Origin of the sequence: Peribacillus sp. FSL E2-0218 (assembly GCF_037992945.1) — a bacterium.
GTDB classification, from domain to species: Bacteria; Bacillota; Bacilli; order Bacillales; family DSM-1321; genus Peribacillus; species Peribacillus simplex_B.
The window spans coordinates 1953953-1969950 of record NZ_CP150304.1 but is presented as its reverse complement, the minus strand read 5'-3'; the positions used below and the strand labels follow the sequence as shown (position 1 = coordinate 1969950).

Here is a 15998-nt window from a genome sequence, read left to right as displayed (position 1 = left end):
TAAATATTGTTTTTAATAATATTCTTAACGAATAAGAACAACTACTTGAATGCATCCGAAATTTTCAGGAACGGATTAATGAAGCTGTCTAAATTGACACTTGCAAATGCTACATAATGACACATTTTTCACCCTACAAACTGAGAGGGGTTTTTTATTGAAGATTTACGCCAAAAGAGGGATGCTTTTTGAAGGAAGAAACTTTTATGACAATTTCCCATTTAAAGGGTAGGGTATAATTAATGATGTGATTGATATATAATTAAAGGAAAAAGGTGGAACTGGGTATGACCAATAATAAAATTTTGGAACAGCTTACGAGAATTGCTGATGCTTTAGAAAGGATGTCCCCAAGTCCTGACAATCCGAATTCCATTCAGAAAGAAAAGTTTAATTACGAAAACAATTCAGAAAGTGTAAAAAATAATATCGAATTAAATAAAGGGATATTAGATTTTAATAAAGAGAAAAACCAATAAAATTAGGCGAAGAGATCACCTTGTGGTCTTTTTTGCACTTCATTATTCCCTCCCCCATCCGCTCCACTTCTTACCTTTTCATCTATTGAAATTAATATCTTCTAAATAAGAGATTCTCCGATAAATTCTTGATAATCGCAGGAAATAACAAAGTTAATTAACTTGACTGCACCTTAATTGTATTGATTTCAATCCACAACATAAGCATCATAACCTTGCGAAAAAATTCTTATTTGGATGTTCATACCGATTTTTAGGTTGAGTTTTGGTATAATATACCTTATCAATCAGGAGGTGTTATGATGGCCAAACGACAGAAACTAATCGAGGTTTTAATTGAACTGAGACAATCGGCTTTAACAATCGATTCAAAAGAATCCTGGATAGAAGTCATGAAAAAGTACGATATGATCATTGTTGGTGAAAAGTTCAATAAAGTCAGTACGATAGAATTGGAGCATTCATTAAAATCAACGTTTAATTATGAAATGGCTAATGATGAAATCCTTGAGTTAATTCCCCAAGCCTGTCAAGCACTTGGAATGAAAACAAAACCATTGGAACTATTAAATGACCCCATAAAAATAGATGCATATACTATCGATTTATTTTAAATAGTATAGGTAGTCTTTCTAGTCACCTCAGTATCCTAATCTCAAAAACTCCTTTCCGTTCATATGGTCCTTAATTCCTCACATTCTGATTGAACAGTTTGTGAGGAATTTAATGAACCTTTCTTAACGATCCTACACACAAGTTTTCACACCTATGGATTGTAAAGCAAAATCTATCAAACGCTATTTCACCACTTATTAGGAACGAATGGATATTATTATATATATAATCCTCCATATACCAGTTCCAAAAATTCAATGTTTCTCCTGCGATAAACGTGATTCTGAAAGACGTTCAATCCTTAATGCTCTGGTAATGCTTCGAATAGGAACATCCCCATTTTCCACTGCCCAACAAAGCAGCCGTTGTAACGATCTGCATGGCTTTCGTTCTCTTTTTATTCTTCGCCATATTTTCATCCCTTTCAGATAGTTTTAATATTCGTTTTCATTTATATAAGTTTAAAATTTCGCTTATAGAAAGGTAGAGAAATCACCTTGTATATTGAACAACTCATATATCTACACGCTTTGAAGTTTTTACAGTATTAAAAGCTGCCTTCTAATTTGAAGTATTGCAAGCCTGATAATTGGGGATTTCTGCTGTAAGGATGCCAAGAATAAAAAGCGCCCCCAGTGAATGTTTCACATTTATTGGGCGCGCTTTTTTGCTTATTCACCTTACAAAGTTTCTGTACGCTTTCTGTATTGACACTTACTTTAGCATGCCAAAACACTATCTTTTTTTAAAATTTGTGTAGCTGAATACTTAACCATCCATATAAAACGAGCGGCGCTTTTTTCATGTTGCCCATTCACTGTACCCCTCGAAGCCTAGTTTCGATTCTCCCAGATTTGGACAATACCCTTCTTCTGCCATTGAAACTCATTCTTTTCCAATAGGATTGTACATATCAATATTCAAGTAAAGGATTTGTTCAATTCTGGCTAACTCATCATCTGTGAATGTAAGATGATTCAACGCCTTGACATTCTCTTCTATTTGGCTCACTTTACTTGCCCCGATCAGGGCAGAGGTGACTCTTCCTTCACGAAGTACCCAGGCCAGGGCCAATTGAGGCAAAGATTGGCCTCGCTCATCTGCGATTTCCTTCAATTTCCGTACACGGTTCACCGCTTCTTGCGTGACTTCATTTTCCTTTAATGCTCCCGTTGACTTACTTGCCCTTGAATCAACCGGAACACCTGAAAGATATTTATTCGTAAGCAGACCTTGGGCTAATGGACAGAACGCTATGGATCCCACCCCATTTTCCTGCAAAACATTTTGTAATCCATCTTCAATCCACCGGTTGAACATGGAGTATTTTGGTTGATGAATGAGGAGAGGCGTACCTAGATCATTTAAGATTTCTACCGCTTGTGCCGTTTGTTCAGCAGTATAATTGGAAATGCCTACATATAACGCTTTTCCCTGCCGGACGACAAGGTCAAGAGCCCCCATCGTCTCTTCAAGTGGTGTGTTTGGATCAGGACGGTGTGAATAGAATATATCCACATAATCAAGTCCCAGGCGTTTCAAGCTCTGGTCGAGACTTGAAACCAAATATTTTTTGGAGCCCCAATCCCCATATGGGCCGGGCCACATATGATAACCCGCTTTCGTGGAAATGATCATTTCATCTCTGTATGGGGCAAAATCCTGTTTTAATATCCGGCCGAACAAATCTTCTGCCGAGCCTGCAGGAGGTCCATAATTATTGGCAAGGTCGAAGTGGGTAATCCCTAAATCAAATGCCCTCCTCAGCATGGCGCGGCCATTCTCCTCAATATCCACCCCTCCAAAATTATGCCATAACCCCAACGAAATGGCTGGAAGCTTTAGGCCTGACTGTCCGCTTCTATTGTACTTCATCGTTTCGTACCTGCTTTGATCTGCTACATAAACCATGATTATGCCTCCTCTATGGGTTGAAATACTTTAAGCAAAATCCCCCCGTCGTTCAGCTGACGGAGTGTATGAGTGCTAAGTGCTTTGTATGGTTAACCAAGATTTTTCTTTCATGATCATGAACAATTCGTGCACTTATCATCCAGCCTGAATCCTTGCAGGAATCATTTATTATTTGACGACCTTTTCACTAAACTGCAATGGCGAACAATGATCCAGCAATTGGGACTGAATAATAGAACCCTCCATCATTTGGACAGTGGATGTTTCTTCACTGACTGACATGTGGAATTCCCTTTGACCAAACATGCCGGGAATTCCACCTTTTCAATGGAACAGTCCCCGTTTATCATTTCCAATAACCTTCTGACCGCCGTTTCACCAATCGTTTTTGCTTTCTGTTGCAGGTGTGTGAAAGTCAAACTGTCCCAATTATTTTCCGGCTCATCGAAGCATAGGATCGAGATATCTTCAGGTATGCGAAGGCCCATTTGTTCAATAGCTTTTTGTGCAAGCTTCGCAATGTTATATTCGATCGTAAACAGGGCAGTGATATCGGTATGTGCCTTAAGGTAGGTTTTGATCAATTCAATGTCTTGTTCACAGGTTGCTTCAGGGGTGGGAAGTGTACTCTTTATTTCGGTAAACCATAATTCACGATTAACCCGAACATTCCGTTCAGAAAAGGCCTGGACGATCCCAGCGAATCGATCTTCAATCGTCGTCGTCGCGATTGTTGTTGGAGATAAGACACCGATGTGTTCATGACCTAAATCAAAAAGATGTTCCATGCCGAGTTTGGCAGCCTGTACGTTATCAGTCGATATGGCAGTTGCGGCAACCCCTTTGAACGAACGGTCGATTAGGACGAGCGGAAATTGGTCCACGACCATTTTGAGGATTTCCGAACTGTAGTGCTCAGCCTGGGCAGGATAGATGATCAGTCCATCAACGCCGAAATCAAGCAACTCCTTGATTATATTTTCCTCTTTTTCAGCCGAGCCGAAGGTCTGTTTTAAAATGACCATGCATTTCTCATCCGAAGCTGATTCTATGCCTGAAATGAGCCTAAAACTATGGCTGTCATCAAAGGTTGTCATGATGAGACCGAACAAGGGCTTTCGAACGTGAGCCAAATTGGTTTTATTACTGCCCGCTTCAGACACGAAAGTACCCTTCCCTTGTGTGCGGTAGACAACCCCATCCTCTACCAATTTGCCCAAGGCCCTCTTGCTTGTGATCCGGCTGATCTCGAAGATGTCCGAGAGTTCTTTCTCGGAAGGGATGCGATCGCCCGGCTTATATTTCCCCTCTTTGATATCTTTCTTCAATGATTGATATACTTTCTCATATAAAGCTGTTATTGTAACCACCCCAAACGATATATTCATAGCCAAGAAGGGGAAAATCCCCTAATTGGCATGTGGTTAACTTTTCAGTTGGACTACGAATGTCTTAATCTCATACGGTTTGATGTCAAAGGCCAATGTCTGATCTTCCCGCTTATCCTCTATACTTTTTTCCATTAGGTTGCATTCCTGCCATGAAATGATATCTAATTCACTTCTTACCTCCACAACTCCTCTTGCTCCTGCAAACTCATGCAGGCGGATAATTACTTCATCAATATTTTTCCCTTTTTTCACGGCATCGATCATTACATTCTCAGCATTAAGCGAAAACATGGACAGCTTTTGGGATTGTCCCTCCATGTATAAGAGCGGATTATTCAATGCCCACGCTTCCTGGACCGTTCCCCCTTCATACCAGCTCCCTTTATGCGGTAGCAACGAATAGGTGAATAGATGCTCTCCCTGATCAGCTTCGGTATCTGGGTATGTGGCCGATTTTAACAAGGTCAGCCTCATCACATTGTCCTTAATGTCATGTCCGTATTTGCAATCATTCAGGATGCTTATGCCATAGCCACTTTCCGATAGGTCAGCCCACTGATGTGCGACGGTTTCGAACCGAGCGTAATCCCAGCTTGTATTCCAATGAGTAGGCCGCTTGACATTTCCATACTGGATGTCATAAGTAGCCTCCGTAGCACGGATGTCTACAGGGAATGCCGTTTTTAACAACTGATCCTTTTCACGCCAGTCGATGTTCGTTTTAAAATCGATGCGCGGGTTCTTGGCATACGTTATCATCTTTTGTGTAATCGTTGACTTTCCAAAACCCCATTCAAACTCGATTACGCAACGTATGGGTCCGTTTTCGACTACATTGCTTCCTATTAAATTGCTTACCTCTTTCATCTTTTCTTGGTAAAAAATATCGATATCCCAGGCGTCATACTGCATGGGCTTGTCCTCAAATACCTGGAGTACATTCGCAAGAGAATTCGGTGCTAAAACATCTCGCTGGTGCTTTCGATCAAAAACTCTCGTAAGCTGCCCGTTTTCATTCCAGCTTATCTCATAATAAGGAGTCGAAATGTGATTAGTCGACACATCAAATGCCGATTTCGATATACTTTCCGCTTTCTCATAACGGATCGTGCTCTTGCCTAGCGAAGGCACTTTTTCAACGTTTACGAGCCATTCACCATCTGCTGTGTTTTGGGAATCGAGAATTTTACCTGTCTCATCGGTCCAGACACCTTCTGCATGAAAATCGGTCTTAATAGTAATGATATCATTTCGGATCCATGAAGAGGAATTGAAAATGGTAAATAATTGCTGATCACTCCCTTTTGCCAACGAACGGGATGCATGGTCCCAGGCATTAGCCGCCAATTGATGTGCCTCTGCATATTCCAGTTTACTATCTTCATAGACTTCCCGGATGGAAGATCCAGGGATGATGTCATGGAACTGATTGCGCAGCACGATCTTCCAGCTTTCCTCCAGATCTTCTGACGGATAAGAAGACCATGTTCCTTCAAGCACACTGTTCAAGGAGTGAAGCCATTCCGTTTCCCGTAGGAGCAATTCCATCTTGCGGTTCATCCTTTTATTATAAGCTTGGCTCGTATACGTTCCACGGTGGTATTCCAGGTACAACTCTCCGTCCCATGTATGGACATACTGATCCGTATTATCTATCGTCTCATGAAGGCGATTGAAAAACTCATCGGCCCTTCCCGTTTTCACTGCCGGCAAACCTGGCATTTTATCCAAGCGCCTGCGCATCTCAAGCATCTCCCGATTAACACCGCCTCCGCCGTCCCCGTATCCATAGGAAAGCAATAATTCCTGATTGACGGCTTTATCCCGATAAGCCTCCCAAATTCCTTTCACCGTGCGCGGAGTGAGGCGGCCGTTATATGTGTAGAACCAGTATTCGTCTTCCGGGGTCGTGACGAAATGGGTTAAGATTTCCGTTCCGTCGATTCCCCTCCACTTGAAGGTGTCATGAGGCATTTTATTGAACTGGCTCCAACTGATTTTAGTGGTCATGAAGGTCTTGATTCCTGATTTAACCAATATTTGTGGCAGTGCCCAGCTGTATCCGAAGACATCCGGCAGCCATAGATATTCACATTCCTTCCCAAAATTCTCTTGGAAGAATTTTGTCCCGAGTAGCAGCTGGCGGACAAGCGATTCACCACTTGTCAGGTTGCAATCCGCTTCCAGCCACATTCCACCTTCCGTTTCCCAACGCCCTTCCTGGACCCTTTTTTCGATTTGCTCATAGATTTGCGGGTAATCATTTTTAATATATTCATATAATTGCGGCTGTGTCTGCAAAAAGGTGTAATCTGGGTATTGTTCCATTAAACGCAACACAGTTGAAAATGACCTTGCCGCTTTCTCACGAGTATGCTTTAGGCGCCAAAGCCATGCGACATCAATGTGGGTATGGCCGATGGAAGTGACGGTAACGGGATAATTTTTTGGGATCTTTTCAATTTCCGCATTTAAGACGGCTTGCGCTTGATAAACCGAGTCATAAAAGCTTCCTGAACCGGGATTTGACCAGTCGATCAAAAGGAACGCCCTGTCCAAACCCTTCAATAGAGTTTGTCTTTCAGGCTGGTTTTCTTCAAGATATTTTATTGTATCCAATGCTGCTCTTGCGGTATAGTATAAATCGTCGGCGCGTTCGTCCAGACACGCAACATAAGCGACCTTCAACTGATGCTCCTGGATCGTCTGCACCCCTCCGCCTTCAAGTCCGGACCAGAGCCTGAAACAAAAGTCGACGGTGCTTCCGGCAAGTTCCCCATCCAAAAACACTTCCTGATGGTTCATATCAACCCCTTGATACGGTTGGCCGTTCAAGTACAAAAGCGACTCAAACCCGGAATTGCCACCGCCTCCGGTATTTCCAAAATCAAACACACCGACAATTCTTTGTTTGTCCCAGTTGGATGGAATGGGTACAGCTGCCTTAAGCCATATGTATTTGTCACGTCCTTCCCATCTATCCCGTACATTCATTGTTTCCCATGAGCCTCCTTCAGGTGGCCCCTGCGCAATCGCTCCCTCTTCGTCAATCTGTGCTTCAAACGACACGACTGGCTTGACGGCCTGATATCGATACGGCTGTAATTCCTTTATCCGCTTTTCTAACTTCTCTATATTCCAAAACATTCAATGAAACACTCCTTTTCCCTCGAGATTTTTAACCTTTCGTTGCACCGCCAAGGCTGAAGCCTTGGGACATAAAACGCTGTGAAAAGATGTAAAGGACGACAGCGGGCATTGTATAGATCAATGAAAAAGCTGCAAGTTTCCCATATTCAACCATACCGTAATTGCCGAAAAACTGGAATATCGTTACCGAGGCAGGAAATTTTTCCGGAGTCTGGATCAAGATGTAAGGTACGAAAAAGTTACCCCAGCTTCCTGAAAACGTAAAAATGGCAACCGTGCATATGCCAGGAATCATTAATGGGGCCACGACCCTCCGTAACCCTGCCCATACGGATGCCCCGTCAATCCAAGCCGATTCCTCCAATTCAAGCGGGACGGCATCCATGAAGTTCTTCATCATCCAGATCGCATACGGCAAACCGGAAGCCGTCAGAAACAAGACAGTTCCGATGAGCGAATCCTGCAAATCGATATAGACGAATAGTTGGTAGACAGGGACCATTACAGCTGTGATTGGCAAAGATGTCATGAATAAGATGGTATACATGAACGGTTTTTTGAATTTCAAAGCATACCGGGAAAGCGGATAGGCTGCCAGCCCTGCAAACAAGACCACAAGCACTGCCTGACCTAAAGAAAGGAATAATCCAATCGCAAAGGAACGAAGAATGGCACCATCTTTTAATATGGTTGTAAAATTCGATGTTGTCAGGCTATCCGGGGTCTTTAAGGCCTGTTGCGCATTTGGATCAACAGAAGCTACCAACACCCACAAAAGGGGTAATAGAAATAATATCCCTATCAAAGTTAAAATGACATATGGAACGATTTTCTCGAGTTTGAAACGATTCACTCAACTCACCCCCTATATTTCGACCTTCATATACCTGATATAAATCGTGCTTGAAATAATCCCTATCAAAAGTAATATGAGGGAAATGGCTGTTCCGTATCCAAGTTGATAGTTAACAAATGCCTGGTTATACATGAATATCGGAAGGGTCTGCGTCGATGCTCCCGGACCTCCGCCTGTCATGGCAAATATCAACGTGAAGACGCCCAATGTTTGTAAGGTGACGAGGATCATATTTGTGACGATGGACCCTTTCATCATGGGCAGGACAATTTTCCGTAACATTTGGAAACGTGACGCACCATCTATAACGGCTGCTTCTTCCACGCTTTTTGGAACATCGTCCAATGCAGCCTGGTATACCAGCATCGAAAATGCTGTTCCATGCCAGATATTTGCGATGATTACACTGATCATCGGGAAGCTATACAACCAGGTCACAGGCTTCATGCCCATATTCCCCAGAATCATATTTAACGTTCCGTTATCACTTAAAAAAGCCACCCAGCAAAATGCAACGACAATTTCTGGAGTAACCCAGCCGGCTATGACGATGATGCCGATGATCCTCCTAAAGGAAGTGTTCTTCTCCTTCATTAGCAGAGCCAAGATAAACCCAAGAACCTGCTGGCCGATTACGGCTGAGAATAAAAGGAATACGATCGTGTTTACCATGCTGATACGAAAATTCGGATCCTGGAACATCGTGAGAAAATTTTGGAATCCAGTGAACTCCAGGCTTTGCGCTTCCGTTCCGGTTAACGAGAGATTCGTGAAAGCAAAGTAGAATGTTAATAAAATAGGGCCGACAAAAAAGATAAGCAATATGATCCATGTTGGCAGTAAAAACAGAATGGAACGTAATAATGTATAATCTTTTTTCCGTTCCTCCTTGATTCGAATTCCATGTGACTCAACCGGATTAGTATTCATTCCACACCCCATTCCTGTACATATAAATCATGGTTCCTCCCTGCTTGGACAGGGAGGAACCCATGATTTTCTTTATTTTTCCATCACGTTTTCTTTACCGACAATGCCCGTTACATTTTTTTGATACTGAGCTGCTGCCTGTTCTGGAGTAAGCTTGTTCGTTACGACATCCTCAACAAGAGATTGAATTTGGGTTGAGACATTTGGGTACTTATCGACAGCAGGACGAAACTGAGCATTTTTTAACAGTGCGGTTGCTTCATCGAACATCGGGATCTTTTGATAATCCGGATCTTGTGCTACATCATCTCGCGGGGTTAAATTGCGGTCTTTTAATTGTAGTGAGAGATTCTTTTCTTTGCTGGATGCGAATTTAATGAATTCCCATGCCAAATCCTTACTGCCTGAATTTTTCGGAATGGAGAAGGCCCAACCTCCAGACATCGTAACAGTGCCTGCACCATCACCATTTTCTGTTGGCATTGGCGCGAACCCTAAAGTATCAACCGCTTCTGCCCAAGGAGCAGCACCGTTTTCTCCCCATGTACCCGATTGCCAAAATCCGTCAATCCCCATGGCGAGCTTACCTTTCGGCATTAATTGTTGATAGGCGATACTGCCTCCCTGTCCATTTAACACCTGTGAAAGATTTGGGCCGAGCTTTTCTTCGTACACGGTATCAATGAACTTGAACGAATCAACAAGTCCTTCGCTTTTCACGATCCATTTCTTTTCGTCTAAATCATATAGAGGTGTTTTCGTACCATAAAGGAGCATTTCAAAAGTTTGCATCGATGTCGCTTCCCCTGTAGCTTTTCCGGAATTCATCCAAATCGGAATGACATCAGAGGGTGATTTTTCTTTAATTGTTTTGGCAGCTTGAAGAATATCCTCCCAGCTTTCCGGTTCCCACGGGACAGGCAGGCCTGCCTTTTCGAATAGATCTTTGTTATACCAAATTCCCCGTGAATCCGTGTTATAAGGTACTCCATACACTTTGCCATCTTGCGCAATGACACCCTTCTTCACATTTTCCGTGAAGTTCCCCCAGTCATCCCAGGCCTTCACCTTATCATCAAGCGACTCCAGATACCCAGCACTTGCATCAGAATTGACCATGAACGTATCTTCCGCAACAAGGTCTGGTGCGGTATTTTTCGATTTCAGCATCAGGGCAATCTTGGCGAAATAATCCCCCTCTGAAACATTTAAGGGAGCAAGCTTAATGGTTGAACCCGGATGCTCTTTTTTGAATTCCGGAATGACTTCCTTCTCCAGCCAATCTGTCAAACCTTTATTGGTGCCACCTCCAGAACGGTATGTAATACTAATTTCATCTTTGCTTTCACCCTTGCCACCCGAGGAAGCGCTTTCATTTGAACACGCTGAACTTAACAAAAGAGAGCTTGCAAGTAATGAATAAGCTGCCACCTTTTTATACTTTTTCACTTTCATGAGTACCTCTCCCATCCTCTATCTGTATAAAAAATCCAGAAAACAATGACCTATGAAGCGCTTTCAATGACAAGCGAAACGCATGGTAGAACCTTTAATTGACCGTCCACCTCATTTCTATTAATTGGTAAAGCGCTTGATATACATATAATGTAAATGACATAGTTGATATAAGTCAATATATTTTTTTAAAATTTCTGAATATTAACCGAGTGATCAAGCTTTTAGCTACCCGCTTTTTATATGGCACCAATATATTTCACCATACATTTTATAAATAAATCGAATCAATTCTAGCACTTTTCGCTTAAAGCCGAAGATATGGATTTCCGACTTACAACTATAAAGCAGAATGGCTTATTCATGTTTCTGTCCTAAAAATCCTGTCCGGATTAGTGCAGGCGATCCAATCTTACAACCATTCACTATACCTAGCTTTTCTGGTTTACATTTATATCCGATAAATTCTTTGTACTATTCTCTTTTTCTCCTAATAAACTAATTGAAATAACTGTTTAGGAGTGGTGCAATGTTTAATCAATCTACAAATGGAAAACAGCATATTACGCCCATTATATGTAAAATAAAAGACATCACTTACCAAAAGTACCATCTATACAAGAAACCATATGAGCGAGAGGTTTTAGTCATAAAAAATCACGGTGAAGACCGTGGCGTAAACAATAAAAGCATTTCGTTGTTCGAGGCAGTTAACGATCAATTTGACCGTTTTAAAATAGCAAAAATGTCAAAAGAAATCGATAGCGGTCTCATCCTTATCGACAAAAAGGGGAATGAACTTCACCTCTCCGGATGTAGTTGCGGGTACGCAGGAACGGATTCCCATGCAACACTTGAAATACTAAATAAAGCAGGGTTCGAGGTAAATAAAAGGTTCGTGTTTTGTTCAAAAGGATTTACTCTCTTTCACCCAAATGAAGAAATAGAACTATTCGGAGAACGTTTATAGGTTTAGAGAATCAAGGCGGTATGGAGACTTCATTTGATATAGGAACAAGGTTTATAACATTTCTATCTAATTTTCAAATGGCGTAATATTATGGTTTAACTCTGGAAATGAAAATATAGATATACACGGGTATACTAACCGCAACAGCAATTGAAGGCGGTTCTTCCCGCATGGTTCAAGGAATATCAACATGGTAGACATTCAAAAAGCCGAAAAAAAGCGGTGGAAGTTTAAGGATTAAACTTCCACCGCTTTTTTATGTAAAATGCTAACAGGAGAGATTTGAAACTCTTTCTTTCAGTTCCCAGTTCCTTTAGTCCTTTGAAGCCTTATCCTAAGTGCTTTGTTCATAACCTGTAACTGTTATCCCCAATACTTACAGCAGCTTTTATTCTTCAAGCATGCCCTCCACTCGCTTTACTTTGTCTTCCATCTTGCGTTGTTTATCACGACGGTCATCGATACGGATATTCGTACAAACTCTAGCAAGACCTTTTTCAAAAGGTACTTCGTGCATCGCTTGAATCACTTCAAATAACTTTGGCAGTTCGCCTTCAATGATCGTATTCATGGGGGTCAGTTGAAATCGAATCTCTCCCTTATTTTCATATTGCTTTAATACTCTTTGTATATCTGCCACATAACTGCTCACACTTGGAGTTTGTGTACCGACAGGAATAACCGTTACATCAACTATTGCCATTCTTACTCACCCATCCTTTTTTTGTATTTCAATCAAGAAGCTCTCTTACTATCCTATAATAACGTATTATAACTCAAACTTCCCACCTACGTAATAGCATTCATAACGCAGCCATTTTTCATCTAATAACTTATCGTACCCGATCCTTGAATTCTTTTACCTCCCCCCCCCTAAATAAATACCTGATCGCGTAACCAACCAGAAGTTTACACGTGTAATAATGGAAAACGGTATATTAAAACGCCTATCATTTGATAGACGTCTAAAAAAACTCAGTTAAAAAAACTTTGTTAGCAATAGAACACCCTAGGCTTACCACACGATTCCGCTTAATTAGAACTAATAGATTAAAAGTCATACCCTTAATAAAAGGTGAATTTGGTAACCTCCAGTAAAAATAAAAGTAGTTATGCGGTATGTCTAATTGATCAGGTGATTTATAGCGAAGTAGTTGCTATTCCTGAGATAGTTAAGAAGGTTAAGTCTAAGTTTTAAAACAAATGCTTTGTTAAAGCTTATTGTTGATCTGCCTTATGGAACTAACGCACCCTTAGTTTAAAGGCAATATTTCACAAACTATTAGTAAATGAACCATTCTGGGCTGCATTATTTTGATGGTAACATGGCCAGGCAGGTAGATTATAGAAGAATAACAACTATTTTCTTTTTGAAATTCAATTTCTATTGCTCCCAGTCTGACTTTGATTTGTTTCTCTGACACTTAAAACCACACCTAGTATTACAATTATTCCACCAATAACTTGACTTATTCGCACAACTTCATGAAGAATGATTACTGAAAATAGCACACCAAAAATAGGCACGAGGTTCATTAAGGTAACGGCAGAACTAGAAGATAATTTGCGTAATCCATAGTTATATAATAAGAATGCTATAACCGAACAGAATATCCCTAAATATAGCAACATTAGAAAGGATTCCATACTTGGTATCTTCCAACTAGATTTCTCTATAAAAGCTAGTGGAATAAAAGTAATCGCTCCTGCTACAGTTTGATAAAAAGAAATAGTAATCATGGAATATTTTTTTACGACTTTACGGGTTGTAAAGTTATAAAAAGCAAAAACAAAACCTGCAACAATTAATATGATATTCCCAATTAGTTGTTGTTCGCCTTCTTGACTTTGAGGGTTGTACGATATTTGGAAAACACCAAACATGGCTATTGCTATTCCAAGGCCCTTTATCCAAGGGATTTTTATTCTATAAAAAAGAAACTCTATTAGCGCTGTTATAGCAGGATAAGATGCTACAATAATTGCAGCATTAGATGCTGTAGTTATTTCAACTCCTATGTTTTCCAAACCAAAGTAAATAGTAGTACCTAAAACCCCACTAACAGACATTAACCCTATATCTTTAATAGGTGGCTTTGTTTTATCTTTTTTACATAAAAGAATTATACCTAAAATAACAGCAGCAATAACAAAACGAGCTGCACCTAGTGTAAGTGGTGTAAAAGAAGTATATGCTATTTTGGTAGCAACAAACGACGTACTCCATAAAAGCACGGCAACTATAGAAGCATATAGATATATACTGCTTCCTATTTTTGTTTTTGCATTCTGTTGATATTTATCTAAGGTTTTATTCATTCCAGACCTCACCTCCTGAACCTTAATTTTAGTAACTATATATGTAGTGACTAAAATTAAGGTATAATTTTTCAATAGTAGCTGTCAAGTGCCTTCTTAAACGACTTTATTTGTAATCTGCCTTAAAGCAACCTGCCTCTTTAGTTTATCAAGAAATTCAACATCACATTTACAGAGCTTCAAGAAAAAATAGGTCCTACTCAAAACGAGTAAGGACTTGGTTATGTACGTGTATACCACACTTCTAATCACCTCACAAGTACTTTTTCCTTTCTATAGAGTTTGAGGATTCACCTTAGGATTTATTCTTTATAACGAGTAAAATGACATTACGGAATTAGTTAAGGAAAGTTAGACCTGTATGGAAGGATTTGCATTTTACATCGAAACTGAAACGGGAGGATTATACTGGATAAAGGTGAGATAAAAAAAGCAGATGAATCCTGTGAATAAAAAAATTCATGTTAGAATTTACATATAAATAATCATTAATGTTGTTTTCACACAAAAAAAAGACCACTTTATTGAAGTGAACCCAAAAAGTTAGACACGTTATTTAATTAGCCAGCCTTGAGGGCATGAACCCGGTAATCTACTGGGCTCATCCCCTTTAATTTTACCTTGATTCGTTGATGATTGTAGTAATGGATATATTCTTCTAGCTCTTGTTTGAAATGCACCATGCTTTCAAATTCTTGAAGATAGAGTAACTCGGATTTTAATAGGCCAAAGAAGTTTTCAATGACCGCATTATCGAGACAATTTCCCTTACGGGACATGATTTGTGTAATGTTATGTCTTTTCAATTTATGAGAGTATTGTTTCATTTGGTAATGCCAGCCCTGATCTGAATGAAGAATGGGTGAATCTTTCGATTCCAAGCGGTCAAAAGCTTTATCCAGCATTTTAGAAACGAGTGGATAAACAGGCCGAGATTCCATATTAAAGGCGATGATTTCTCCATTAAACAGATCAAGAATGGCCGATAAATATAGTTTCTCCCCAGCTAGATGGAATTCTGTGACGTCTGTTACCCACTTTTCATTGGACTTTTCCGCCTTAAAATCACGTGCTAAAATGTTGGGTGCAATCTTACCGATTTTCCCTTTGTAAGAACGGTATTTCTTCATGCGAACCAAAGACTTCAATCCTAGTTCATTCATCAATCGGAGAACTGTTTTATGATTGATGTGAGCACCTCGGTTACGTAATTCTAGGGTGATGCGTCGATACCCATAACGTCCTTTATGCGTATGGAAAATCTCTTCGATAAGGGATTTAATTTCTGTGTATTTATCCTCACGCCCGAAGGCGTTTACCCAATAATAGTATGTACTCCGTGCCATGTTAGAAATGGATAGAAGTAGATGTAAATTAAATTGTTTCCTTAGTTCATGGACTACTGTCGCTTTTTCTTTCTTTGTAGGGCTTCCTTTTCTTGAACTAAGGCATTCAACTTTTTTAGATAGGCATTCTCTGCACGTAAGTATTCTAATTCTGCAAGAAGTGCTTCTTGAGAGCCTTTAGCTGGCGATGTTTTCTTGGTTTCTTTTTTCATGGATAGACGCCCCTTTTTCTTTGGTTTAAGGGCGTCTATACCTCCTTCCTTCAACTGATTTGCCCAATTCCAAAGTATAGAATCGGAAGGAAGGTTATAGTGTACAGCGGTCTCGCTGATCGATGCCCTATTTTCGTTCATATATGTAAGTACCTCTAGTTTAAAGGGCAGAGTGTAATTTGTATAGGATGAAGCAAGTCCTTCCATCCCATGTTCAAGATAGCGAGCGACCCATCCTTTCAGAGGGGATAAACCTACATTTCTTTCTTGTGCAATGGATTTATAGGATTTTTTCCCTTCCAAGTACTCTAAAACTGCATGTAATTTTTCATCCATCGTATATTTAGTCAAAAAAACTGCA

Annotated in this window: 12 protein-coding genes; 3 read left to right on the top strand and 9 right to left on the bottom strand. The window is 40.4% G+C overall.

Annotated elements, in window-relative coordinates; all coding sequences use genetic code 11:
- Nucleotides 1-287 precede the first annotated feature (287 nt).
- Together MHI53_RS09510 and MHI53_RS09505 are read left to right on the top strand one after the other, a co-directional pair.
- Nucleotides 288-479, top strand: a complete 192-nt coding sequence (locus tag MHI53_RS09510; RefSeq protein WP_340373320.1) for a hypothetical protein — start codon at nt 288-290, stop codon at nt 477-479.
- A 302-nt stretch (nt 480-781) separates the two neighbouring features.
- On the top strand, nt 782-1093 hold the full coding sequence (locus tag MHI53_RS09505; RefSeq protein ID WP_061142369.1) for a hypothetical protein: 312 nt from the start codon (nt 782-784) through the stop codon (nt 1091-1093).
- A gap of 886 nt (nt 1094-1979) precedes the next feature.
- Here the strand turns inward: MHI53_RS09505 and mgrA are convergent.
- The 6 genes from mgrA to MHI53_RS09475 all read right to left on the bottom strand — a co-directional run bounded on the left by mgrA (nt 1980) and on the right by MHI53_RS09475 (nt 10790).
- On the bottom strand, nt 1980-3005 hold the full coding sequence (gene mgrA, locus MHI53_RS09500) for an L-glyceraldehyde 3-phosphate reductase (RefSeq protein ID WP_340373319.1): 1026 nt from the start codon (nt 3003-3005) through the stop codon (nt 1980-1982).
- Nucleotides 3006-3253: 248 nt separating this feature from the next.
- Entirely contained in the window at nt 3254-4396 is a 1143-nt protein-coding gene (locus MHI53_RS09495; RefSeq protein WP_260320191.1) for a GntR family transcriptional regulator, read from the bottom strand.
- Nucleotides 4397-4432: 36 nt separating this feature from the next.
- A complete protein-coding gene (locus MHI53_RS09490; RefSeq protein WP_340373318.1) occupies nt 4433-7546 on the bottom strand; it encodes an alpha-mannosidase in 3114 nt (1037 codons plus the stop codon).
- Nucleotides 7547-7577: 31 nt separating this feature from the next.
- Nucleotides 7578-8402: a carbohydrate ABC transporter permease gene (locus MHI53_RS09485; RefSeq protein WP_100530362.1), complete on the bottom strand. Its 825-nt coding sequence runs from the start codon at nt 8400-8402 to the stop codon at nt 7578-7580.
- 12 nt (nt 8403-8414) lie between these two features.
- Entirely contained in the window at nt 8415-9335 is a 921-nt protein-coding gene (locus MHI53_RS09480) for a sugar ABC transporter permease (RefSeq protein ID WP_081092414.1), read from the bottom strand.
- Between the two features lie 72 nt (nt 9336-9407).
- Nucleotides 9408-10790 carry an ABC transporter substrate-binding protein gene (locus MHI53_RS09475; protein ID WP_340373317.1) on the bottom strand — a complete coding sequence of 461 codons (1383 nt, stop codon included), beginning with the start codon at nt 10788-10790 and terminating at the stop codon, nt 9408-9410.
- Between the two features lie 529 nt (nt 10791-11319).
- Here MHI53_RS09475 and MHI53_RS09470 point away from each other — a divergent pair.
- Nucleotides 11320-11760 (top strand): hypothetical protein, encoded by a 441-nt coding sequence (locus tag MHI53_RS09470; protein ID WP_340373316.1) that lies wholly within the window; start codon nt 11320-11322, stop codon nt 11758-11760.
- Nucleotides 11761-12148: 388 nt separating this feature from the next.
- Here MHI53_RS09470 and MHI53_RS09465 read toward each other — a convergent pair whose 3' ends face one another.
- The 3 genes from MHI53_RS09465 to MHI53_RS09455 form a co-directional block, all read right to left on the bottom strand.
- A complete protein-coding gene (locus MHI53_RS09465; RefSeq protein WP_340373315.1) occupies nt 12149-12463 on the bottom strand; it encodes an MTH1187 family thiamine-binding protein in 315 nt (104 codons plus the stop codon).
- 674 nt (nt 12464-13137) lie between these two features.
- On the bottom strand, nt 13138-14079 hold the full coding sequence (locus MHI53_RS09460; RefSeq protein WP_061142377.1) for an EamA family transporter: 942 nt from the start codon (nt 14077-14079) through the stop codon (nt 13138-13140).
- 560 nt (nt 14080-14639) lie between these two features.
- Nucleotides 14640-15988 (bottom strand): IS3 family transposase gene (locus tag MHI53_RS09455; protein WP_155645469.1). Its coding sequence is split into 2 segments (ribosomal slippage): nt 14640-15544 and nt 15544-15988, totalling 1350 coding nucleotides; the frame shifts between segments, so codons are not numbered across the junction.
- Nucleotides 15989-15998 lie beyond the last annotated feature (10 nt).

What these genes read in the sequence shown, in the direction of transcription:
- MHI53_RS09465 (WP_340373315.1), bottom strand. Translation starts at nt 12,463, where the DNA reads ATGGCAATAGTTGATGTAACGGTTATTCCTGTCGGTACACAAACTCCA.
- MHI53_RS09510 (WP_340373320.1), top strand. Translation starts at nt 288, where the DNA reads ATGACCAATAATAAAATTTTGGAACAGCTTACGAGAATTGCTGATGCT.
- mgrA (WP_340373319.1), bottom strand. Translation starts at nt 3,005, where the DNA reads ATGGTTTATGTAGCAGATCAAAGCAGGTACGAAACGATGAAGTACAAT.
- MHI53_RS09470 (WP_340373316.1), top strand. Translation starts at nt 11,320, where the DNA reads ATGTTTAATCAATCTACAAATGGAAAACAGCATATTACGCCCATTATA.
- MHI53_RS09495 (WP_260320191.1), bottom strand. Translation starts at nt 4,396, where the DNA reads ATGAATATATCGTTTGGGGTGGTTACAATAACAGCTTTATATGAGAAA.
- MHI53_RS09460 (WP_061142377.1), bottom strand. Translation starts at nt 14,079, where the DNA reads ATGAATAAAACCTTAGATAAATATCAACAGAATGCAAAAACAAAAATA.
- MHI53_RS09490 (WP_340373318.1), bottom strand. Translation starts at nt 7,546, where the DNA reads ATGTTTTGGAATATAGAGAAGTTAGAAAAGCGGATAAAGGAATTACAG.
- MHI53_RS09475 (WP_340373317.1), bottom strand. Translation starts at nt 10,790, where the DNA reads ATGAAAGTGAAAAAGTATAAAAAGGTGGCAGCTTATTCATTACTTGCA.
- MHI53_RS09480 (WP_081092414.1), bottom strand. Translation starts at nt 9,335, where the DNA reads ATGAATACTAATCCGGTTGAGTCACATGGAATTCGAATCAAGGAGGAA.
- MHI53_RS09505 (WP_061142369.1), top strand. Translation starts at nt 782, where the DNA reads ATGGCCAAACGACAGAAACTAATCGAGGTTTTAATTGAACTGAGACAA.